Origin of the sequence: Nitrospira sp., assembly GCA_030653545.1 — a bacterium.
GTDB lineage: Bacteria > Nitrospirota > Nitrospiria > Nitrospirales > Nitrospiraceae > Nitrospira_D.
Genome location: JAURZE010000005.1, coordinates 134,751 through 157,295, shown reverse-complemented (window position 1 = coordinate 157,295; position 22,545 = coordinate 134,751). Strand labels below are relative to the sequence as shown.

24 protein-coding genes are annotated in these 22,545 nt (G+C 60.4%); all 24 read right to left on the bottom strand.

Going from position 1 to position 22,545, the window contains the following annotated elements; genetic code table 11:
* Position 1: 1 nt before the first annotated feature.
* Entirely contained in the window at positions 2 to 1,072 is a 1,071-nt protein-coding gene (locus Q7U39_01175; protein ID MDO9116542.1) for an NAD(P)-dependent alcohol dehydrogenase, read from the bottom strand.
* A 75-nt stretch (positions 1,073 to 1,147) separates the two neighbouring features.
* On the bottom strand, positions 1,148 to 2,116 hold the full coding sequence (locus Q7U39_01170; GenBank protein ID MDO9116541.1) for a F0F1 ATP synthase subunit gamma: 969 nt from the start codon (positions 2,114 to 2,116) through the stop codon (positions 1,148 to 1,150).
* The gene (locus Q7U39_01165) at positions 2,113 to 3,756 is read right to left on the bottom strand and encodes an alternate F1F0 ATPase, F1 subunit alpha (protein MDO9116540.1); all 1,644 of its coding nucleotides are present in this window, start codon (positions 3,754 to 3,756) and stop codon (positions 2,113 to 2,115) included. Before Q7U39_01165 ends, Q7U39_01170 begins: the two co-directional genes overlap by 4 nt.
* Positions 3,753 to 4,682, bottom strand: a complete 930-nt coding sequence (locus Q7U39_01160; GenBank protein MDO9116539.1) for a F0F1 ATP synthase subunit delta — start codon at positions 4,680 to 4,682, stop codon at positions 3,753 to 3,755. The genes Q7U39_01165 and Q7U39_01160 overlap by 4 nt, the downstream gene beginning before the upstream one ends.
* A gap of 3 nt (positions 4,683 to 4,685) precedes the next feature.
* On the bottom strand, positions 4,686 to 4,967 hold the full coding sequence (locus Q7U39_01155) for a F0F1 ATP synthase subunit C (GenBank protein MDO9116538.1): 282 nt from the start codon (positions 4,965 to 4,967) through the stop codon (positions 4,686 to 4,688).
* A gap of 26 nt (positions 4,968 to 4,993) precedes the next feature.
* Positions 4,994 to 5,695, bottom strand: a complete 702-nt coding sequence (locus Q7U39_01150; protein MDO9116537.1) for a F0F1 ATP synthase subunit A — start codon at positions 5,693 to 5,695, stop codon at positions 4,994 to 4,996.
* Entirely contained in the window at positions 5,685 to 5,999 is a 315-nt protein-coding gene (locus Q7U39_01145) for an ATP synthase subunit I (GenBank protein MDO9116536.1), read from the bottom strand. Before Q7U39_01145 ends, Q7U39_01150 begins: the two co-directional genes overlap by 11 nt.
* Positions 5,992 to 6,330, bottom strand: coding sequence for an AtpZ/AtpI family protein (locus Q7U39_01140; GenBank protein ID MDO9116535.1), 339 nt, complete (start codon positions 6,328 to 6,330; stop codon positions 5,992 to 5,994). The genes Q7U39_01145 and Q7U39_01140 overlap by 8 nt, the downstream gene beginning before the upstream one ends.
* The gene (locus Q7U39_01135; protein ID MDO9116534.1) at positions 6,323 to 6,712 is read right to left on the bottom strand and encodes a F0F1 ATP synthase subunit epsilon; all 390 of its coding nucleotides are present in this window, start codon (positions 6,710 to 6,712) and stop codon (positions 6,323 to 6,325) included. Before Q7U39_01135 ends, Q7U39_01140 begins: the two co-directional genes overlap by 8 nt.
* Positions 6,713 to 6,748: 36 nt before the next feature.
* The gene (atpD, locus tag Q7U39_01130) at positions 6,749 to 8,260 is read right to left on the bottom strand and encodes a F0F1 ATP synthase subunit beta (protein ID MDO9116533.1); all 1,512 of its coding nucleotides are present in this window, start codon (positions 8,258 to 8,260) and stop codon (positions 6,749 to 6,751) included.
* Positions 8,253 to 8,606: a hypothetical protein gene (locus Q7U39_01125; protein MDO9116532.1), complete on the bottom strand. Its 354-nt coding sequence runs from the start codon at positions 8,604 to 8,606 to the stop codon at positions 8,253 to 8,255. The genes atpD and Q7U39_01125 overlap by 8 nt, the downstream gene beginning before the upstream one ends.
* Before the next feature lie 10 nt (positions 8,607 to 8,616).
* Positions 8,617 to 9,933, bottom strand: coding sequence for a glucoamylase family protein (locus Q7U39_01120; protein MDO9116531.1), 1,317 nt, complete (start codon positions 9,931 to 9,933; stop codon positions 8,617 to 8,619).
* A 175-nt stretch (positions 9,934 to 10,108) separates the two neighbouring features.
* Positions 10,109 to 10,342 carry a hypothetical protein gene (locus tag Q7U39_01115; GenBank protein MDO9116530.1) on the bottom strand — a complete coding sequence of 78 codons (234 nt, stop codon included), beginning with the start codon at positions 10,340 to 10,342 and terminating at the stop codon, positions 10,109 to 10,111.
* Positions 10,343 to 10,361: 19 nt separating this feature from the next.
* On the bottom strand, positions 10,362 to 10,733 hold the full coding sequence (locus Q7U39_01110) for an HPF/RaiA family ribosome-associated protein (GenBank protein MDO9116529.1): 372 nt from the start codon (positions 10,731 to 10,733) through the stop codon (positions 10,362 to 10,364).
* 28 nt (positions 10,734 to 10,761) lie between these two features.
* Positions 10,762 to 11,925: a hypothetical protein gene (locus tag Q7U39_01105; GenBank protein MDO9116528.1), complete on the bottom strand. Its 1,164-nt coding sequence runs from the start codon at positions 11,923 to 11,925 to the stop codon at positions 10,762 to 10,764.
* Positions 11,926 to 12,070: 145 nt separating this feature from the next.
* Positions 12,071 to 12,592, bottom strand: coding sequence for a hypothetical protein (locus Q7U39_01100; protein ID MDO9116527.1), 522 nt, complete (start codon positions 12,590 to 12,592; stop codon positions 12,071 to 12,073).
* Positions 12,593 to 12,976: 384 nt separating this feature from the next.
* The gene (locus Q7U39_01095) at positions 12,977 to 13,435 is read right to left on the bottom strand and encodes a c-type cytochrome (protein MDO9116526.1); all 459 of its coding nucleotides are present in this window, start codon (positions 13,433 to 13,435) and stop codon (positions 12,977 to 12,979) included.
* A gap of 207 nt (positions 13,436 to 13,642) precedes the next feature.
* A complete protein-coding gene (locus Q7U39_01090; protein ID MDO9116525.1) occupies positions 13,643 to 14,080 on the bottom strand; it encodes a hypothetical protein in 438 nt (145 codons plus the stop codon).
* Positions 14,081 to 14,552: 472 nt separating this feature from the next.
* Positions 14,553 to 14,795: a hypothetical protein gene (locus Q7U39_01085; GenBank protein MDO9116524.1), complete on the bottom strand. Its 243-nt coding sequence runs from the start codon at positions 14,793 to 14,795 to the stop codon at positions 14,553 to 14,555.
* Positions 14,773 to 17,574 (bottom strand): cation-transporting P-type ATPase, encoded by a 2,802-nt coding sequence (locus Q7U39_01080; protein ID MDO9116523.1) that lies wholly within the window; start codon positions 17,572 to 17,574, stop codon positions 14,773 to 14,775. Before Q7U39_01080 ends, Q7U39_01085 begins: the two co-directional genes overlap by 23 nt.
* 20 nt (positions 17,575 to 17,594) lie before the next feature.
* Positions 17,595 to 19,109 carry a potassium/proton antiporter gene (locus tag Q7U39_01075; GenBank protein MDO9116522.1) on the bottom strand — a complete coding sequence of 505 codons (1,515 nt, stop codon included), beginning with the start codon at positions 19,107 to 19,109 and terminating at the stop codon, positions 17,595 to 17,597.
* Positions 19,106 to 20,020, bottom strand: a complete 915-nt coding sequence (locus tag Q7U39_01070; GenBank protein MDO9116521.1) for a universal stress protein — start codon at positions 20,018 to 20,020, stop codon at positions 19,106 to 19,108. The genes Q7U39_01075 and Q7U39_01070 overlap by 4 nt, the downstream gene beginning before the upstream one ends.
* A gap of 632 nt (positions 20,021 to 20,652) precedes the next feature.
* Positions 20,653 to 22,023 carry an ammonia-forming cytochrome c nitrite reductase subunit c552 gene (locus Q7U39_01065; protein MDO9116520.1) on the bottom strand — a complete coding sequence of 457 codons (1,371 nt, stop codon included), beginning with the start codon at positions 22,021 to 22,023 and terminating at the stop codon, positions 20,653 to 20,655.
* A 12-nt stretch (positions 22,024 to 22,035) separates the two neighbouring features.
* Entirely contained in the window at positions 22,036 to 22,506 is a 471-nt protein-coding gene (gene nrfH, locus Q7U39_01060; protein ID MDO9116519.1) for a cytochrome c nitrite reductase small subunit, read from the bottom strand.
* Positions 22,507 to 22,545 lie beyond the last annotated feature (39 nt).

Below are 22,545 nucleotides of genomic sequence, written 5' to 3'. Positions count from 1 at the left end.
GTCATCCGTGAAAACTAATCAAGGGCTTGATGATCCCGCCTTCCTTGGTCTCCATCAGAGCAAATGCCCGATCGACTTGGTCGAATGCAAACCGGTGCGTAGTCATGGGCCTCGGGTCCAGCCGCCCGGCTTCAAGCAAGCGGATCAGGCGGTCCATCCGTTCTCTCCCCCCTGGACAGAGCCCCGTGCGGATCGTCTTGTCGCCCAGGCCCACGCCCCAGGCCAGCCGCGGAATCTTTACGTAGTCGCCATCTCCAAAGTAGCCTGCCACAGAAATCGTGCCGCCCGGACGCGTGGCTTTCACGCAAGCTTCAAAGGTCACCTGGGCGCCAAGACACTCAATGGCCGAGTCCACTCCCTGATTTCCCGTCAACCGTAGAATCTCCTCGACCGGATCATGCTTGGTAAAGTCCACCACCACGTCGGCGCCGAACTGTTTGGCCAGTTGCTGCCGTCCGGGTATGCTTTCCACCGCAATAATCAACCCGGCGCCAAGTAACCGCGCACCGACCGTCGCCATCAACCCGACCGGCCCTTGGGCAAACACGGCTACGGCTCCGCCTAGCGGAATGTTCGCCCGCTCGGCCCCCATAAATCCGGTTGACATCATGTCGCACGTGTAGACCGCGCTATCATCCGACACGGAATCGGGAATATGGACCAGATTTCCGCAGGCGGCATTCACGTGAAAGTACTCGGCAAAGCTCCCGTCCTTGCTGTTGGCAAACTTCCAGCCCCCCAGGAGTTGCCCGCACTGAGAGGAGTACCCCCGCAGGCAGTTGTCGCAGGTGTAGCAAGGCGTGATCGCATTGACCGCCACGCGATCCCCTTCGCGAAAGTCTTTGACCTGGCTGCCGAGCTTGTACACCACGCCAACAGCCTCATGCCCCAGCGTGAGGTTCTCCCGTGTCCCGATGGCACCCTTCACGGTGTGCACATCCGACGTGCACACGAGCGCGCGGGTCGTCTTGATAATGGCGTCGTTGGGCCCGACCTCGTTCGGAATCGGCTTCTCCGTGAATCCCACCTTGCCGATGGCTTGCATCACGAATGCTTTCATGGTTGTTCCCATCACATCCCCCTTCATTTAATCTGCGCCAATCCGCAGGCAACAAGTGATCCCCCCGCATTACGGATGCAGTTCCGCCTATCCAGCCTTTGTTTTCGTCAGTCGATTCGAATATCCTGGCTCAATTCTCTTTGGCGTGAATCCTCGCTCCGCGGGTTTCCCCCCGTTCGCCAGCGCTTCAAATCCGGAGATGACGTCGAACAATTCCTCGTCAATGCCACCCTGGCGCAACCGATGGAATGTCCCGTTGAAGTCCTCCAGCAGCTCGTCGATGTTCTTATCGGCGCGCTGCATCGCCGCTAGGCGGCTCGCGTTCTCGCTCGCAAGGGATTCGGCGCACGCCCGGAAGAGCGAGACAAAAAGATATTCGCGGATGAGCGCCCGTAAGGTCGTGGTGTTGCCACCCACGACCTGGGGCAAGTTGTTCATGGGCCAGGAAAGCTCGGCCAGCTTGCGGCGCCAGGTTTCGTCCAACGGCAGCAGCTGCTGATTGACAGGCACGTACACCGCTCCGGATGAGGGGTGGTTGTAGAAGAGGTGAAGTTCGACAATCTCGCCATGGCTGCGGTGCGCCTCGCTTTCCGTGAGGATCTGGCCGACGAGTGGAGTAATGGCTTTCACGGAATTCGGCACGGTAAAAAGGCCGATCAGCGGCAGGCCCCTGTCCATCAAGCGCTCATGAACGCGCTCGCCGACCGCCCAGATCTGCGGTGTGTCCGTCAGATCTCCCAGGATTTTCACCGCATGATCGGCCACCACATCATTAAACTGGCCCACCAAACCCTGGTCGGAACCGAACACGACAGCGCCAATGGCACCCGCATCGGTTTGTCTTTTCCGTTCCACCGTCGAGACGCTCGGCTCCATTTCTCGAAAGCATGCGGCCAACCCTAATTCCACTGTCCGATAGTAGTCGGCCAACGCGCGCACCGATTGTTCGTACTGTCCGATGCTCGCGGCGGCCAGGGCTTTCATCGTCCGGACCACGGACTGGAGATCTCCAGCACTGTTGATCTTGCGACGCAGGCTCGCTGTTGTGTCGCTCATGACGGCTCCTTGGCCTCCACCTCTGACTTCAGCTTTGTCGTCGACCCGGGCCTCGGTTTGGCGTCCGCCTCAGACGTGGGTTCGACTTTGGGTTCGGGTTTTGACCCTGGCATAGACTGGAAACGGACGAGCGATGCGCGGGCGATTTCGATAATCGTTTTGCGATCTTCATCGCTCAACGTTTTGCCGGTTTCGAATCGCCCGCATACCTCCGCCGGAATGTCCGCCGCTGCCGCGCGCACAGCCTGCTCGGCAATTGTCATCTGGTCAAGCGGTATGCGGTCGAAGAGTTCCGCGGTCAATGCCACCAATACGGCGATTTGCGCCGGTACGGACACCGGAGCGAATTCTGGTTGCTTGAGGCAGGCGCGGATTCTCCGTCCATGTTCGATGATCATGCGAGTGTCGTCATCCAGGCGGGCCCCGAACCGGGCAAAGGTCTCGAGTTCCTCGAACTGCGAGTAGGCGAGCTTGAGGTCGCCTGCCACCGCGCGGTAGGCCGCCCGTTGCGCCTTACCGCCAACGCGCGACACGGATTTCCCCACCTCGACCGCCGGCAGCACTCCCAATTGGAACAGCGACGGTGAGAGGTAGATCTGCCCGTCCGTAATGGAGATCAGATTGGTCGGGATGTAGGCGGAGATGTTCTGCGCTTCGGTCTCGATAATCGGCAACGCCGTTAGCGATCCTCCACCGAGTTCCTCGCGCAAGTGCGTAGCGCGCTCCAGCAGCCGCGAGTGAATATAAAAGATGTCGCCGGGGAACGCTTCGCGACCGGGCGGACGCCGCAGCAACAGAGACAGCTCGCGATAGGCGCGGGCATGATGGGTGAGATCATCGTATACGATCAGCACATCGCGGCCTCGCTCCATGAAATGCTCCGCGATGCTGGTGGCGGCGTACGGAGCGATGTAAGCGAGGCCCGGCGGGTCGTTGCCCTCGGTGACCACCACCACGGTGTAATCCATCGCACCTTTTTCGCGCAGCGCAGCGATTACTTTCGCCACGCCGGACGCCCGCTGGGCAATGGCACAATAGACGCACAGGACATTCTGGTCCCGCTGGTTGATGATGGTGTCGATCGCAATGGCGGTTTTGCCCGTCTGCCGGTCGCCCAGAATCAACTCGCGCTGGCCGCGACCGATAGGAATGAGCGCGTCAATGACCTTCAGTCCGGTTTGGAGCGGCACGCTGACTGGCGCGCGGTCCAAGATCAGCGCGGAGGGACGTTCGATGGGCAGGCGCTCTGTGGCAGCTACCGGCCCATATCCATCAAGCGGCCGGCCGAGCGGGTCAATGACGCGGCCCACCAATTCGTCTCCCACAGCTACGTCCATGACCTGACCCGTGCGCTCGACGTGATCGCCTGCGTGCAGATGCCAGTATTCGCCGAGCAGCACGACGCCGATTTCGTTCTCATCCACGTTGAATGCGATGCCGAACACATCGCCTGGAAATTTCACCAGCTCGTCAAAGCCCACGCTGGGAAGGCCGGAGACCCGGGCGATGCCCGTGGAGACGCCGGTGACCGTGCCTACCTCGTGCGGCGCCAGTCGCGGCGTGAAGGTTTCGCGTGCCTGGATTAGGTCAGCGAAGGCGCAGTCGAAGATCCGTTGCAAAGAGTTAGGCTGCGTGCTCATTTTTCTTCCTCAGGATCCGCAGGCTTAGTCCCAGACTTCGGCTGAACATCGACTTCATGTTTGAGCTGCTCCTTGATTGCGTCTTTAGACACAACCATAGGCTCCGGCTTGGACGCGTCTGGTCCAGATTCGGACGTACGCTTCGTCTCCACTTGCGTCTGGAGTTTGGACTGGTCTTTCAGCAATTCGTCGAGACTCTTTTCCAGTGACACGAGATAATCCGCGATGCTCCAACCGACCTTTCGTCCGTTCGCAGTGAGTTCGATGCCGCTGATCACGTCCGGCGCGGTCTCGAAACGGACGTGGATTTCAGCGGAGAAGGTTTCGTTGAGCGCCTGTTGCATCGCGGCTCGTTGCTCCGATGGCAGCTCGAAGGCGCTGCATACGAGCGCCGGGTCGGTCGATGTTTTCAATGCCTTCGCTAGACCTTCCTTCGCCTCACCGTTCAGCTCTCGCACGCGGCGCGTGAATACCTCGCTCATGCGTTCTTCCAGACTGGCCCCGGCGAGGTCCGACAGCGTCTTTCGCGCAATGGCAAACACTTCCTCCCGGGTTCGTCGGGCGATTTCGTCGTTGAGTTTCTGTTGTTCGCGTTTCAACGCGTCCTGTCGTTTAATACGGAGGGCGTCGGCTGCCTGCCGCGACTCATCGAGGAGGCGCTGACGTTCGACCTTTGCCTCGTCCGTCGCTTGGCTCATGAGCTCGTCGCGCTGCTTCTCGAACTCATCGTTCTTGTACTTGAACTCATCACGCTCCTTTTTGGCTTCGACCTTTTTTTCGGCGGCGTCCGCAAGTTCCGTGGCGATACGCTTTTCCCGCGCGTCGATGGCATCGAGGATGGGCTTGTAGAGGAAGCGCTTCATCAACCACACGAGGATGAGAAAGTTGAGCGCCTGCGCAACGACGGTGAACCAGTCGATGAACATCGATTACTTTCCCCCGGCTTGGGCGATGACGTGGTTCCAGAACGGGTTTGCGAAGATGAGAATCATCGAAACCACGAAACAGTAGATGGCTGTAGACTCGATCATCGCCAGGCCCACGAACAAGGTCCGGGTGATGGTCGCGGAGGCATCAGGCTGCTGGGCCAGGGAGCTCAGCGCTATCGCGACCGCCTTCCCTTCTCCCAGTGCCGGAGCCATCGTGCCGAGACCTGTGGTAATGCCGGCGGTGACAATAGAGGCCACTGCAATAAGCGTCATGCTATCCATCGCATCTCCTTTTGTTGAATCGTAGTTCATGCTTCAATGTTTTGCCCAAGTTCAGGCTTGGACTTACGGGCTCGCGTGGCGGCCGCGATGTACACGGCTGCGAGGATGCTGAAGATGTAGGCCTGCACCATGCCGGTGAGCAAGCCGAGCGCCGTCATGATGATCGGGAAGATGAAGGGAGTAATGGTGAGCAGAATACCGATGATTATTGCCCCGCTCATCATATTGCCGAACAGGCGGACGGCCAGGGCCAGCGTGCGGGAAATTTCGCTGATGATATTGAACGGCAGTATGATGACCGTCGGCTGCGCGTAGGACTTAAGGTAGTCGCCCAAACCCCGCTCCTCAATGCCGAAAAGAGGTACGGCCACAAACACGCACAGCGCAAGTGCCGCCGTGGTCGAAAGCGAAGCAGTCGGCGGCTCGTAGCCGGGAATGACGGTACAGAGGCTGGCGGCGGCGACGAACAAGAAGAGTGTGCCCAGAAAGCCCAGATATTTCTGCGGCTGACTCAGGCCGATCTCTTCAATTTGCTTCTCGATGGCGATGACGCTGATTTCGAGAAGATTCTGCCAGCGGGCACGTTTCAGGCCGATGGAAAGTTTGCGAGTGATGAGCGTGGCGCCGACGGCCAGCACAAGCATCAGCCCCCATGTGAATGCAATGGTGGCGTTGAGTTTAAGGAACCCCTGCTGCCAGAAGATAATTTCGTCGGGACTAAGGCGCATACCCAGCCTCCTTCGCTGAGGAGTTGTGGTGTTTAACTGGCGGGTCTGCAGGCCGCGTCACGATGAAACGCACAATGACAAACCCAAGGAGACAGGCCAGCAGCCGGGCCCACTGACCGCCCGAGACAAAATAAAACCCGGCCAGGACGATGCTCGTTCGCAGCAGGAGGCTGACGAAGAACCAAGGCGCCGGACGTTCCGAGGAGAGGCCCCTGCGCACGGTCCACCAAAGGCCGCCGAAAAAAATCGCTCCGAGCGACACGCCGGCCATCAAAGCCAGGACCAATTTCACCGTTTCATTCATTAGTATCCTCCTGTTCCTCTCGTATCTCCTTGTCTTCCTTCGCCACCCAATACCACGCATTCCAGCATCCGATTGCGAGGCCGACAAGCAACAGGGCCAGCGTCCAGGATCGGCCTCCCGGATAGTGTCTGTCCAACCAGAGACCAAGCGCTGCGCCGAGCAGCGTCGGAATCGCCACTGACCAGCCGACCAGCCCCATCATGCCCAGGCCAAACCAAACGGTCCGCGTAACATGGCGCTGCGCCCGGAGTTTGCGTGCCGCCTTCGCGCCGACCTCCTGACTGAGCGGCGCCTTCGGCTTCAACGGTTGATGTTGCCGTTCGTCAGTCATGATGAACGTCCGCCAAACGGCGGATGAAACCGCTTTCCATTTTCGCCAGCATCGAGCGCACACTCTGCTCTCGTTCGTTTAAGCTCAGAAATTCCCGCTCCACCGCCTCGCGCAGTTGGCGGAGGTCCGTTCCGGCTATGGCGTTGCGTACGGAAACGAGTACCTCCGGGCCGGTCTTGATCAGCACCCCTTCATCCACGGCGACGTACACCTCGCCCTCAGATTCGTCTTCGTAGATCAGAATCCCCGGCGCAAGCGCGGCCACGCAGTCGAGTCGATGCGGCAAAAGTCCAAACGAACCCTCTCGGGTTTCCGCAACAATGCGGGTCACGCCGGCCTTCTCGGCAAACACATGGAATGGCAAAAGGACTTTAAGATTCATGCGTAGCGTCTGCATGTCTGTCATCTGGTGTGGGCCTCAGTCCGACCTTCGGCGTCGGCGTGGATCCGGCTTTGGACGTGGATCGGGGGCAGGCTTCGGGTCGCTCAGGGCTTCGGCTTGAGTCTCTGATTCGGTTAAGGCTGCGGGCTGCCCGGGCTTCACATTTCCGTTCACCTCATCCACCGCCCCGATCATGTAGAGCGCGCGCTCCGGGTAGTCCTTGAATTCATCGCGCAAGATCCGCTCACAGCCGTCCAGCGCGTCCTTGAGGCTGACGAATTTCCCTTTGAGGCTGGTGAACTGCTCGGTCGTAAAAAATGGCTGAGTGAGAAAACGCTCCAACCGACGGGCGCGGGCGACGACGTTGCGGTCCTCTGACGAAAGCTGCTCCAGGCCGAGCATGGCAATGATGTCCTTGAGTTCCGCGTATTGCGCGAGTGTCCGCCTGATTTCCTGCGCCAAGGCATAATGCCGTTCGCCGACGACGCCCGGCGTGGCCATCTTGGAATTGGATTGTAGCGGGTCGATGGCCGGGTACAGTCCTTCGCTCGCCCGCTTCCGCGAGAGCACGATCGACGCAGAAAGATGCGAGAACGTATGCACCGCCGCCGGATCGGTGAAATCGTCCGCTGGCACATACACCGCCTGAATCGAGGTGATGGCCCCGGTGTCAGTATTGGCGATGCGTTCCTCCAACCGCGACAACTCGGTGCCCATCGTGGGTTGATAGCCCAGGCGGGATGGCATTTGGCCCATCAAGCCGGACACCTCCATGCCTGCCTGGATGAACCTAAAGATATTATCGATCAATAGCAGCACGTCGCGGTGCTCGTCGTCCCGGAAATATTCGGCCATCGTCAGCGCGGCGTGGCCCACGCGGAAACGGCTGCCGGGGAGCTCGTTCATCTGGCCGAACACCATCACCATGTTCGGCAGGACCCCGGCTTCCTTCATTTCGCGGTACAGCTCCTCGCCTTCGCGACAGCGTTCGCCGATGCCGCAAAACAGGCTCACGCCCTCGTGGTGGCCGACCATGTTGTGAATCATTTCGGTGAGCAGGACGGTTTTGCCTACCCCGGCCCCGCCGAACAGGCCCGCCTTTCCGCCGCGCTCCAGCGGCATGAGCACATCGATCGCCTTGATGCCCGTCTCGAAGACCTCAGACTTGGTGGAACGCCGTGCTAGCGGAGGCGGAGCGCGATGGACGGTGCGCCACTCCACGTCCGACACCTCCCCCTGGCCATCGATCGGCTTGCCAAACACGTCGAACATACGCGAGAGAATCCCTTTGCCCACCGGCGCTTGTAACGGCCCACCCGTGTCCTCGACCGCCATACCGCGCGCAAGCCCCTGCGTAGGCGTCAACGCGATACCGCGAACGCGACGCGCATCGAGTTGCGACAGCACTTCGATAACGATGCACCCGTCCTTCCCCGCGCGCAGCAACGAATAGATAGGCGGCAACTGCCGCTCGAACTGGATATCCACAACACTGCCGCGCACCGAGACGACCGTGCCTAGATTTACCCTAACGGCCTCGTCATCCATGGCAACTAGCGGATCCCTTACGGGATCCCGCGCTCCATTTCCCATTGCGAATCTCCGGCAAATCCTGGTCGTGCTTGGCGATGTATTGCTTATGTTCGATCAACTTGTCCCGGATGGCTTGCTTGGCGTTGGCGGCGCGCGGCCCAAGGGCAGGGACGCGATCAATTACGTCGGCGACAAGATGAAAGCGGTCCAGGTCGTTCATCACTACCATGTCGAATGGGGTTGAGGTGGTGCCTTCTTCCTTGAAACCGCGCACGTGCAGTAGTTTGCGGCACGCCAATAGGCGTCGATCTTCCTCAGCAATTGCGGATTGAAAGCTTGTTTTTGTTTTTAACTTCCGCATGTATATCTCCTCATAACCATCCGTTCACAAATCCCGCCCGGCGCAACCCCGTGACGATATAGGGACACCGCTTCGTCAATCGCCAGAGTAATTCTGACCGGAAGTTCTCGCACATCAACACGACCGGACCCGCGTTGATCCCGTAGTGGTAGGGCGAGTTCCAGCCGAGCCGGCCATGCGCCTTGTGCGGGAAGGTCAAATTAAAGCTGCACTTGAAACAATACCGGCCCATCACCTGCGGGTAGACCTTCTGAAAATTCAACACCGTCGGCAGGACGATTTCTGGCGCAAAGGGCAATGAGGCGACCACCGCCCACGGTGCAATGGTCCCGTCGTCCGGGCCGTACGGCACGCCGCGCGCTGCATAATCAAAAAATGAGCGCTCGACACCCTTGACCTTTCGCACCGTCCAGCCGGGCCCATCGGTCGCCGTCAATCCCCAGAAGTATTGGCTATAGCCCACAAATTCAAAAGGGTTATGCACGGCGTACTGCTGCTGGACGTGGGTTGCCCGCCGGCTGTTCTCAAAGTAGTCGATGCCCTTGCCGCGCATGAAGGCGTCCTGAATCCCGCGGAAGTCGATCCACATGTGCGAGTATTGATGGATGAAGAGTGAGCTGCCATAGAGGTACTCGTGCCCATAAATCTTCTTCCACTCGTAGCTTGAAATCCATGCCGAATAGCTTTCCTTCGGCAGCGGATACGTCGGCGACCCAAGACCCAGTGCGTACAGGAGCAGAGCCTCGTCGTAGCCTTCCCAGCGGTACTTCAAAAACCCGCTTTCCGGCTTCCACCCGTGTATGATCGTCGCTTTACCATGACGAGCCCACTGCCAGTTGGTGCGGCGATAGAGCGCATCGGCCAGCGTGCGGATCTCCTGCTCGTCTGCACTCTCCTGATCAAAATAGGTTGCGGCGGCAAGCATTCCCGCGAGCAGGAAACCGGTGTCGACCGTGGAAAGCTCACACTTCCCGGCCCGCCGTCCGGTCTTCATATCGAGGAAGTGGTAGTAGAACCCTTTGTAGCCCGTGGCGCGTGCCGACGTGCCTTGCGGGCTTTTCCAGAAAAACCGTAATGCCGCCAGAGTTCGCTTCACGGCTTCGGCTCGCGTTATCCACGCGCGCTCGACACCGACCGGATAGGACGCCAGCGCAAACCCGACAGCGGCGATACTCGCGGGGGCGTCCGGTTTCGTCCTGTCGGCCACCAGACCGTTTTTCGGATTGGTCCGATGCAGGAAATATTCGAACGCGTGGTGCTGAAGCGCGTCCAGCATCTCTTCGCTGCCGACTGGAGAGTTCGGGTAGTTCGCTGTGTGTCTCGTCATGCCGTCTTTCCACAACATTAGTACAAACCCAATCCTCCACCGGAGTGGGTTATCACGTCAGTCATGACACGCAGTGGCCACAAGGCCAGACAGCAGAGATCAGATTCCGCAGACCATAGCTCAGCGTCCACTTGTAGGCCTTGTTGAAAGGATCCCCAGTGAGCGACCGCGCCTATTATTCCACCGGCACAGACTCATCGGTAAGCGTTGCTTCTTCGATCTTGAGCAAAATAGCTTCAACCAATCGCACATCGGCCGGGATCGTCGCCATCTCGATGCGCGGTTCTTCCACGGTGAAAGTATGGCGCACCAGATCGGAGGTGCCGAGGACCAGGGCCAGGAATGCCAGAATTAGACGCCTGCCCGCGGAGGACCGTTGGACATTCCGGCTTCGCCGATCATTCAACACACACTCGCCGTCGTGACGCTCATGACGGCTCAGTGAGCTCCGGCCCGGACAAAGGCGGGTCAGTCCTGCGTATCGCTTGATCACGCAGACGCCCGAGAGTGCTCTCGATCAAGCTAATCAACTTATCGGTCGCGCCGTCGACGGCTTGTTCCACGGTTGCGGCCTGGTGCGTGATTGCGGCGGGCTGGCGGCCCTCAAGGCGAGCTTCCATCACGCAACGGATGTCGTCATTACCACCCTTCTTGTTGCTGTTCTCATCGCTCAGGTGGACCTCCACTCGCGTGATGAAATCTTCATGCCGGCTCAGGGCGCTTTTCACGACGCCACGGACCTGAGCGACCAGCGCCTCGTGCCCTTCGATGTTACGGTCGGTATTCACTTGGATCTGCATGCGATTCTCCTTCGTGAGTATGGGTTCTTCAATGTCGGTAGGTAGCTGCCAGTCCCGTCTGCCCCGGCATCCGCTCGATCGGAACAACCAGGACCCGACCGCCCATCTTTTCAACCAGCTCGCCCAGATCGTCGAGCAGGTCATCGACCTGCGGGTGACTCAGGTCAGCGCACTCGACCTGACCGGTCGCACTGTCCAGCCGTCCGGCAATCTGGCGGTCGGCTTCGATCAGAAGCGCCGCGACCCGTCCGGCGGCAGCCGCCTGTGCAACCTGCGCCAAGTCATCACTGCTCAACCCCTTCGACCGGGCCTGTTCGAATTCCTCGCTTAGCTTGGTCAGCCGCGCGTGGTACTGCGGTTCAACGACCTGCCAGGCGAGGGCCCGAAGGTCTGCTTCCGGCACGGAGTGGGAGTTGACCATGATCCCCTCGGGCGCCAGAAATGGGTTGTGGCTGACCTGGTGGAAACGATGATGATGCTCCGGCAACGCCGCCAGGATCAACGGCAGGCTTGACAGCTTGGAATGGTGCTCCAGCACCGCGCGGTCGATGGCACGGAAGAACCGGTCCGCGTCAATGTCTTCCACGTCCTTCGGCCCGCCTTGGCTGTGGGGCGTGGGCCGGCTCACCCCTCCGCCACTGCCGTAGGAGGCAACCGACTGGTTCGGCTCGGTCAGCTCATTGCCCAAATCATCGGTGATCGTCCGCACTACTTCCGGGGCCGGATCGATCTCGTCGAGTGCGTCGCGGTTCCCTTCGAAGAGTTGAATCTTGCGCAGGCTCAGCCCGAGCACCTGGTAGCGATCAACCGATTGAAGATAACGTCGCAAGGGTTTGGTGTGAAAACTGTCAGCTACGACTGCCAATTCAGCCACCGTGCGCTGCAGCGGAAACACTCGAAACAAGCCCGACCCGCCTAGCACGGCCAATCCATCCAGCGTATGATTCCAGAAGTCATGATCGTGAGCGAGGGCTTCAAACGGTTCCAGAAGGAGCCGGGTCTCGACGCCCGGATACTTTTGCCGCAGCGATGTCTCCATCTCCTTGAGGAGATTGCGAAACCGGATCGGGTCCTGCTGATTCTCGGGATGCCGCCGATGGGTCGGCTGGTACAGCGAGAGACAAGGCGGCTGCTGAGCTAATGCCAACTCGGCCAGTGCTTCGAGGGTGAGCAACGTTCTCTTCTGTGTCATTGACTACTCCCTATTTCGTCAGCCTGCTTACATAAAAGATTCTGCGATACTGGTCACAACGTCAGGAATGATGTAAGCGAAGCTGGACCATCGCATCAGCCGTCTTCACGTGCAGAGCTCGCTCCGAACCGATCAGGCCGTCGGCTCATCGTTCGATCGGCATCAGGATCGGTCCGTGGTAACCCTGCGGCAGTCCCAGTCGCTGGGTGGTAGTCGGCGCCGGACGGTCAAGCGTTCGCATAAATGTCACGGTCCCGATGTCTGTGGTTTCGGCCTTAATCACGTCGCCGACTTGGAACGGACAATCACCGATCCGGAACCCGGTAGAGCCCGGCTCCTGCTTGGGTTGCCAGAGTTCATCCTGCTCGTCCGGCCTTGTAGGACAGACCATGTTCGTGTCCTTGGAGACCGGCAGCTTGACCTCTACGCCCGATCCGAGTTTGACCCAGTAGGTCCCCCCTTCGATCTTGGTGATAGTGCCCTTCGCCACATGTTTGAGGGTCTTCAAAACGTCGGCCGCCTGGGCCTGCTCCAAAATCGATTCTCCGGGAGCGGCAATCAACAACAACGCGGCAAGGCCGGTTGCCCCGACGATGCCCCATCCTGCTTGGCGAGCCCTCCCGCGCCCCGGAGTATTTACAATCAACGGCCTTTCATCATGCCTCATAGCGTCTCCCTCCTCGGTTGGCAGTGAACCCATTAAGTGACGGCCTTCTTCCCAGTTCGGCTGTCTCAGCGCATCGGCATCAAGTCCTCGCTGCATGCGACAGGGTTCCACGCTTCTGCCGAAGAACCGTCGGCTGATTTACTGCCGAGACAGGCTCCTTCAAATAAGCCGGAAACCAGGCGCCCGCCGGACGGGCTCGAGTCCGCCCGCGATCCGGAGCACGGATACACATCCGGATCCACTCATGGCTGTGGTTCCCGTTCCTGCTGCTTATCGTGCTTGGCACGGCTTGTACGCAAATCAGATTCAGCCGCGAAGCCACGGTGATGTCGATCCACAGGAAGCTCTATCGCGCGTCACCGTTCGAATCGCCAAAGTGGCATCTCACGACTTACAGAAGCTCCGTACATACGCGATGGTCTTCCAGGCTTCCTCTTCGGTCACCGCCATCGGGGTCAGGGCCATCATTCCGGTTCCTTGAATCCCGTTCGTCATGACCCAGAAGAGCTCGCCGTCGGTCCGCTTCTTTTGGAACTCACAGTTAGTGAAGTCACGCGGCCCTGGGTCCAACATGGCGCCGGCCGCCCCATCGCCCTTACCAGCCTTGCCGTGGCAGTTAAAACAGGTGCCTTTGCCATCGTAGAGGGCCTTGCCCTCCTCGACCATCTTCGCCGGAGCCTGCTTCGCCTCTTTGAACAACGGCGTGGTCAGCTTTTTCGCGCTCTCCGTTTGATCCACCGGTACACGCGGCTTCAGCGGGTCTTTCTCCGGCGCCGAGAAGGCAACCGTCCCGACCAGCATGATCGCTCCCGCTGCTATGAGTCCAAACGTCACGTGCTTCATTGTTTCCTCCTTCATTCATCGTCATCGGCCGGGTCTAGTGCGAGCGTCCAAACCAGGCTGTCTGGGCGCCTTCTTTGTTTCGAGCCGTCTACTCCTTGAACCTGGAGAGACGGAATGCTAACCACCTTTCGCCGGAGGAGTCCTGTCGTCGCAGTCATACGCCCTCCAGACTCGAATGCTCCCGCTGCAGTCCGGCTTAAAGAAGAGCTATTTCTTCATCTCGCCGATCCTGACGACGCCAGGAACGATTTTCTTCCCCCCCGGGAGCGCCGAATCCATTCTGACGTTGTAACCGACGGCGCCAGCTGTGCTGAAACAGACGCTGGCGCTTTTATTTGGATCGATCGTGGCCGACTCCCGGAACATCCCGAACAAGTTGGAGAACCCTCGCTCACAAGAGAGGTCTTCGCGCTTGATCCCCACAAGGTCCACACGAACGGCAAGGTTCCTTGCGTTCACCCAGCGCACCTCATCGCCGGGATTGACGACCACATCCACAGGCTCGGGGCCTTCGATCACTCTGATATCATGCACGGCACCGGACCTAGACGTTGGCGGATGGGCGCAGCCGACAACGAGCAACGCGAATACACCCACGCCGATTGCTTTCATCGAAACATCCAAACGGGACTCTCTCGTATACATAGACATCACCTCCATAAGGTTATGAAATCGACAGACGCCTTCAGCGTTTGCCACGGGCATTGGCACACTCACACACATGTCATACCGGCACGCCAGCACCCCCTACAACAGACCGGTTCTCAGTAATATGCGCTGACTCTCGGCGATAACAATTCATACTTTTCTGCCTCAGCCAGCTTTTGCCTCGACATAGACTGACGGCGGCTTTGCATTTGGATTCGCACCGTTCTGCCAGGAAGACGCTATCGTTACATCGCTTGTTAGTGTGGCATAAAGACGGAAAGCGGAATGAGCAAAATTGCTCAGGGACCTGCCCCGTACTGTCCCTCGCCCCCACTTTGGGGGCGAGGGACAGTACGGGTGTTTGGCTTGGGGGAAGACCGTAGATGAACCGTGCAGGTTCCTCCATCACGACCAATCAGACACTGGGTCGCGAGGTCGACGTTCACAACCAGGGATCGTTGCCTTCGCTTCACCCACCCAGACGCAGGGCAACATACGGGACCAGGTTGACGGCAAGGATGCCGATCTTGTACAGCGCCATTCCGGCATAGTGGATCACATCGAATTGTTCACTCGACAGCCGGAACCATCGGCCGTGACACCGGTACAACCAGTCGTGTGCGACGGTGAACAGCAGAAACCACCCCAGGAGCAGGCCATAATTGATCACGGCGCACCACAACAACATCTCACGCAGCGTGTTGAGCGTCATCCGTGCTCCTCCTGGTCGGCGCGCCGGGCGCTGTCCGCCGGTTCCACTGCAACCGCAGCCAGGTCTCCACTTCTACCACGACGTACACGGTCACGGCCGCCGCCAGAACCAGCCCCCAGGCGGACCCGTCGATCGGGGCCGTATGAAACAACCGGTTCATGGCCGGGACATAGGTGAACAGGAGTTGCAGCGCGGTCATGACGGTCACCCCGCGCCAGATCCAGGGATTGCTGAACAGGCCGACATGGAACATGGTGAGCTCCAGCGAACGGCAATTGAACAGGTAGAACAGCTCCGCCATGACGATCACGTTCACCGCCGCCGTGCGGGCCGCGAGGATCGATTCAGTCCGATCCAGCTCCCAGAGAAACACGCCGTAGGCGCCGGCCAGCATCAAGAACGACACCAGGACGATCCGTTCGATCAGCACGCCCGTCAGGATCGGCTGGCCGGGATCGCGCGGCGGCCGCATCATGATGCCTGGCTCCGTGGGTTCGAAGGCCAGCATCAGTCCCAGCGCCACCGCCGTCGTCATATTGATCCAGAGGATTTGCACCGGGAGGATGGGAAGCACCACCCCGAACGCAATCGCCGTGAGCAGGACCAGCCCTTCCCCCATGTTGGTCGGCAACGTCCAGACGATGAACTTCGTGAGATTGTCGAACACGCACCGGCCTTCCTCGACCGCCGCTTCGATGGAGGCGAAGTTGTCGTCGGTCAGCACCATGTCGGCGGCTTCCTTCGCTACTTCGGTCCCGCCACGCCCCATCGCCACGCCGATATCCGCCTGCTTCAAGGCCGGCGCATCGTTCACGCCGTCGCCGGTCATGGCCACCACATGGCGCCGCGCCTGTAAGGCCTCGACCAGCCGCAACTTCTGTTCGGGCGAGACCCGTGCGAAGACCGCCGTGCGGTCGGCGGCGTCCGCAAGCTCTGCCTGGGGAATGGCCGCCAACTCCTGGCCGGTCATCGCGATCAATTCCCCGTTCTGGTGATCTTTCCGACCGTCCAATCCGATCTGCTGTGCGATCGCCCGGGCCGTGAGCGCGTGATCGCCCGTGATCATTTTGACCGCAATCCCCGCCTGCTGGCAGGCGCGCACCGCCGCGACGGCCTCCGGCCTCGGCGGGTCCATCATGGCCTGGAGTCCCAAAAACGTCAGGCCGCCTTCCACCTCGCGGTCCGTCAGCATCGCCATCCCGGCCGGAACGGATTTGCGGGCCAAGGCCAGCACGCGCAGCCCTCGTCCGGCATAAGTCTCCACTCGGGTGAGCACGGCCTGGGCGTCAAGGGCCCGGTCCGTTCCGTCCTCGGCGAGGGCCTGGTCGCAGAGGCGAAGGGTTCGCTCGACCGCGCCCTTGAGATAGACCACGGCCTCACGTCCCCCTTCGGCTTGGTGCAAAGTCGCCATGTATTGGCGTTCAGACTCGAACGGGATGGCATCGACGCGCGGGAACTGCGCGTTGAGCTGGTTTACATCAATCCCGGCTTTCTTCGCTGCCACCAGCAAGGCGCCTTCGGTCGGGTCACCCACGATGGTCCATCGCCCGTCTCGCTCCACATTCTCCGCATCGTTACAGAGCACCCCGGCCAGGAGACATTCGCGCAACGCGGGTTTGGCCGTGGATTCGATCGCCTGGCCCCCACGCAGTATGCGACCGGCCGGCTCATAGCCGGCGCCGTCCACCTCGAAGGACTCCCCTCCGGCAAAGATCGCCTGAACGGTCATCTCGTTCTTCGTCAAGGTGCCGGTCTTGTCCGAACAGATGACGGTGGTGCTGCCCAGCGTTTCCACCGCCGGCAACTTGCGGATGATGGCATTGCGCCGGGCCATGCGGCTGACCCCGATCGCCAACGTGATGGTGACCGCCGCCGGCAGCCCTTCCGGAATCGCAGCCACCGCGAGTGCGACCGCCGCCATGAACACCTCCGTGACCGCCTGCCCGCGCCACAAGCCAAGAGCAAACGTCACAGCCGCGAGTCCGAGAATCGCCACGGTCAGGACTTTGCTGAAGGAGGCGAGTTTCTTCGTCAGCGGCGTCGAGATCTCGGTGGTCTCGCCGATCAACTGGTGGATCCGCCCCAGCTCGGTGGCCACACCGGTCCCAACCACCACGCCGGTCCCCTGTCCATAGGTGACGAGGGAGCCGGAAAAGACCATGTTCTTGCGGTCCGCGACGACCGTCTCGGGTGGCAGGACATGATCGGTCTTTTCCACTGGCACCGATTCTCCGGTCAGCGCGGACTCGTCCACCCGCAATTCACGAACTCTCGTCAGCCGCAGATCGGCCGGGACCTTGTCGCCGGATTCCAGCAGCACCACATCCCCGGGCACGATGTCCTCGGAGGGCACCCGGACCGTCTGTCCGTCCCGCCGGACTCTGGCTTCGGTCTTCATCATGGACGCGAGGGCATCGAGCGCCGCCTCCGCACGCGACTCCTGAATGAACCCGACGATGGCGTTTACCAGAACAACGCCGAAAATCACCCCCGCATCAACCCACTCGTCCAAGAATGCCGTGACAGCGGTCGCCGCGAGCAGCACATAGATCAGCGGGTGGTGAAACTGAAAGAGAAATCGCACCAGCGGACCATGGCGCCTGAATTTCGGAAGGATGTTCGGGCCGAATCGTTCCAGCCGCCGCGCCGCCTCCTCGGAGGACAGGCCTTTCGCCAGGTCGGTTTCGAGCAACAGCACCACCTCGTGGGCAGGCAGATGGTGGTGGCTGCCCATCGAGGCCTGTGACGGCACATCACGTTCGCGCTGAGCGTTCTCCATTATTCCTCTCCTTTTGTCTTTCACGAGACGACGGCCCCTCCTTGCCCCTTTGAGGGACTCTCCTCCGCCACGTGACGACTGGCGTCAAGCAGGGCGCGGAGTCGGAAGGATGAGGCTTGATCGGTGAAGACCAACAGCGAATCGTTCGCTTCCAGCACCGTGCTGCCGTCGGGAACGAAGCATTGCCCCTTCCGCCCGATCAAGATGACGAGCGTGGACTTGGGCAGACCGATATCGATGAGCCGCTCACCGACCACCACGGAAGGTTCTGGGATGGTCATTTCGACCAGTCCGCTTTTGAGACCGGTCGGCGCATTCCAGACTGGCGAGGCATTGAGACGGCGCTGCAGCGGCTCATCCACCTTGAGCCAGCGCGCGACCAGCGGAATCGACGTGCCCTGGAGCAGGACGGACATCAGCACGATGAAAAACACCAGGTTGAAAATCAGCGTAGCTTGGGGAATGCCCGCGAGGAGCGGGAATGTGGCGAGAATGATCGGTACGGCCCCTCGCAAGCCGACCCAGGCCACCATCGTTGTCTCTCGCAGCGTCAGCGTCGTGAACCCGAGTGTCATGAAGACGGCAGCAGGCCGGGCCACGATCATCAGAAAGAGCGCCAGCAACAGTCCCGTTCCGGCGACCGGCACGAGTTGCGCCGGAAACACCTGCAACCCCAGCGTCAGAAACATGGCGATCTGCATCAGCCAGGCCAGTCCGTCATGAAACCGCAGCAGGCTGCGCTTGTGGATGAAATCGCTGTTCCCCATGATCAACCCGGCCAGATAGACGGCCAGAAACCCATTGCCCCCCAGCCAGGCGCTCCCGCTATAGATCAGCAGAACCAGGGACAGGGTCAACACCGGGTACAGCCCGTCGTATTCCAACCGCAGCCGGTTGACAAGCACCACCATCAACCTGCCCATACCGTACCCGATGGCTGCGCCGACCACCATCTGACGAATGAACATCGGAACCAGGTCGGCCACCGACGAAGAGGCGCCGGTGATCAGGCTGATCATCCCGATCGTGAGAAAGACCGCCATCGGGTCGTTGCTGCCGGACTCGAGTTCGAGGAGCGGCGTCAACGGACCGCGGAGACTCACATATCGCGACCGCATCACGGCGAATACCGCTGCCGCGTCGGTCGAGGAGACGATGGCGCCGATCAGCACCCCCTCCGGCCATGACATCCCCAGGATCGTCGTCGCGAACAAGGCGACCAGACCGGCCGTGATCGCCACACCCACCGTGGACAGCATCACGCCTCTTCCGAGTTGCGAGCGAACGCTCGCCCATTCCGTGTCCAACCCGCCCGCAAACAGGATGAACACTAACGCGACGACGCCGAGCGACTGGGCGAGCCACGGATTGTCGAAGTGAATGCCCCCGGGCCCGTCGGAGCCCGCGAGCATCCCGATGATGAGGAACAACAGCAGCACCGGGACACCCAGGCGACCGGAAGCTTTGCTCGCGATCACGCTCAGCAGCAGCAGCACAGACGCCCCGAGCAAGAGATATTCGATCGTGAGCGTCATGCGTTTTTGTGCCGCCGCTCAGGGGAAGCACCCGTCTGAATGAGCGGCGACACGTGCTTGACGACCAAGACAGGGCAACCGGCCCGTCTCAAGACGCCTTCGGCCACGCTGCCCAATATCAATCGCGACAGTCCCCGCCGGCCTTGCGTGCCAACCGAAATGAGGTCGGCTTCCCATCCGGCCGCCTGGCTTAGAATCGTCTCTACCGGCTCGCCCGGAAGGCAGACACCTTCGACCGCAAGGCCTTGTCGCCGGAGTCCGTCCAGCAGGACGTTCAGTTTCCGCTCCCCGTTCTTCCTGCCCATCCCCTTACCGGCAACATGCACGACACAGACCTTGGCCTGCGTCAACCTCGCCAGCGTGGAAACAATCTGCAGCGCTTGATCCGCGTCAGGCGAAAAATCCGTCGCCGCCAGCAGCCGCTCCAGCTTCACTCGGGCAGGGTGGCGAGCGGCATCTCCGGCAAGCCCTCCATGAACAGCCAGTACCGGGCAGGGGGTCTGAGAAACAACGCGGTGCGCCGTGCTGCCGAGACGCAAGCGATCCCATCCCGCACGTCCTTCGGTCCCCATGACGATGATCTCGACATGCGCATGATTCGCCTGTCGCAAGATACAGGCATCGGGAACTCCGAATTGCAGGCACGGCTCGACCTGAACTCCAGCTTCCGTCGCGATTCGCGCCAGCCGTCCCAGATCGAGCATCGCCGACGTCTTAAGGGATCTCAGATAGCGGCTGTCAATCGGGGGGGCTGACCTGTCGGACGGGGTCTTGATCACATGCAGGATCTCCATTCGAAGCCCGAGCAGACGCGCAAACTTGACCCCATAGTTGAATGCTCGCCGAGCCGGTTGCTGAAAGTCCGTCGGTAACAGCAGGCAGGCCGTGGCTTTCTTCGTTGCCGCTTTCATGCTATTCCCCTCATGGCCGGTTTGCTTCTGGACGCTCAATGCAGAACTAGCCCTTTATTTCTCACGAGGCCGCTTCGATCGTGAGAACCGTGTTGGTGATGTTCATGACGGTCTCGGAATTAAGGGAGAGGGGCTGTCGATCCCCCTCCTCCACCAGGAACTGCGAACGTTCCGAGTAGTCGCTTCCTCTTCACCCCTGTGGCCCCGCAGACGCTAAAACCACTGAATATCCATTTCCTTCAATACCTTCGTGATGGCTGGCCCCGCCGTGCGACCGTCGCCGAGCGACAGGCTAGTCGTGCCGTTTGCAGAAGGCGGATCGGACGACCTGCGAAACCGGGGTTCAGGCGTCGAATCATCACCCCCACCGCCAGGGCGCGGTCAGAAGGCCGCGTCGAGCAGGCTGCGGGAAAACCAATTTTGACTCCTAAAGCCATCGCAAATTGTGATGTGTGAGGCGACACCAAACAGCCACGCACGATGCTCAACAAGGCCGTCCAGCAAGGCCGCAGCGAACGAAGAGGCTCAACGCACTGTGTGCCGTGCGTTGAGCCTCTGAGCGATGCGACCTGCCTGCGCGAAGCGCTTCGGCGGTGGCAGGGAACGCCGCTGGCGGACCTTTTCAGCATCTGCTAGTGCTTCGGTCCAGCATCTTCTCTCACGGCCAATTGTCCCTGACGGGCGTAGTCGATCGCCTCACCCAGAATCCGCGCGGCTTCCTGGGGGGCATGAAACCCCATCGAATTTTCCGCTTCCACGAAATCCACCATGAACTGCGCCTTCCGCTGAAGCGCTTGCGCGGGCGCGAGTGCGCCGTCGCCTCGGCCGCCTTTCCGGGCCGCGGCCAGATCGCGGATCAGCGCCACGATCGCGTCCATCGCCCGATTGCGTAACTCAAAGGTCCGGTGCTGAATCGTCTCGACACGATCCTTCAGCTCCGCCTCCGGCCACTTGTGGCACGTCTGGCACGCCCGATTGATATTCAACAGCGGACTGCGGATATGATGGTCGCTGATCTTCATCGCCCCTTCGCGCTTGTACGGCATGTGGCAATCGGCGCAGGCGACCCCCGAGCGGGCATGGATGCCCTGGTTCCACATCTCGAATTCCGGGTGCTGCGCCTTCAGCACAGGCGCCCCGGTCTCGGCATGTATCCAGTCTTTGAATTGCGTCTCGTCGTAGTAGGCCAGGATCTCGTCGACCCGGAGACCGTTGGCCCAGGGATAGACCAACCGTTTTTCCGGACCCTTGAAGTAGTATTCCACATGGCACTGGCCGCAGACGAAGGAGCGCATTTCCTGTCTGGTCGCCATCTTATTGACGTCATAGTTCTGAACCCCCTCATGCTCCTTGAGCGCCCGCAGGCCTTCGATGAAGGCGGGGCGCGTGACGCGAAGTTGCATCGTATCGGGCGCGTGGCAATCGATACAGGAGACCGGATGGGTGACCAAGGGACGCGCGTCGCCATACGACAGACGGTTCATCTTCTCGAAACCCTTGGTGAGGTCCCCCTCGCCGAGCTTCTTCATGGCCGTATAGGCCGACGAGTGGCATTGCAGACACGTTCCCGGCTGCTTGGCGACAATCTGGCGTTCCGTATAGGTCTGATCATCCAACATATAGGCATGGCCCCGTTCTTCACGAAAATCGTGGGCGAAGGCATACCCGGCCCACATGGTTTTCAAGCGTGGATCCTCTTCAAGCTTGGATTGGGCGACCACGGAACGGGGATCGGCCCCGGTCGGGGTCCGGGGAATCGCTTCGCTGCCGCCAAAGCGCGTTCGCACCTGATCGACGGTTCTCGCGTACGCGTCATACTGAAACGGGAAATTCTTTCCCCACACAGCCGGGTCATCAGTCTCATCGGTCAATTCGACGACGCGGAAGAACCCGGTTCGTTCCTCCTGCTTGCGCTGGAAGATGTTGACGAGAAGCGCGACGGCCGCGACTGTCGCCACGATCGTCAGTATGAGCACTACCACTAGTTTGCGTGTCGCTTTCATAAGACCTCGCAGTTATTGATGTCCGACGTCGCGGTGGCACCGCAGGCACGCCGGCTTGTCGTGAGGGGCGCCCGTGATCGTCATGGCCTCCACGATCGCCGCGTGACATTTCAAGCAGGCGTGCTCGGTCAACGCATGCATGTGCGGCGTGATTTGGATTTCGTCGGGAAACCGGCCGGTCGTAAACGCATAGGCATGCAAGAAGCCATACCTCGCCTTAGCGGCGTACTTTGCGATCACGCCATCCGGAGTATGGCAGTCATTGCACACCGCCACCGACCGGTGGCTGCCTTTGAGCCAGCCGGCATACTGCTCGCGCATCACGTGGCAGTTGGTGCAGGCGGCGGGATTGTCCGTCAGATAGGACCCGCCGCGCGCGTAGCCGAACGTGTAGAGCCCGATGCCGATCAACAGACCGAGAGTCAGCGTCAAGGCCCACAGCAAGGGCGACGTCCGAAGTGCTATCCAACCCGGCGCGCTCATACGACTGCCTTTATACCCATGACACCTGACTTCCGGCAA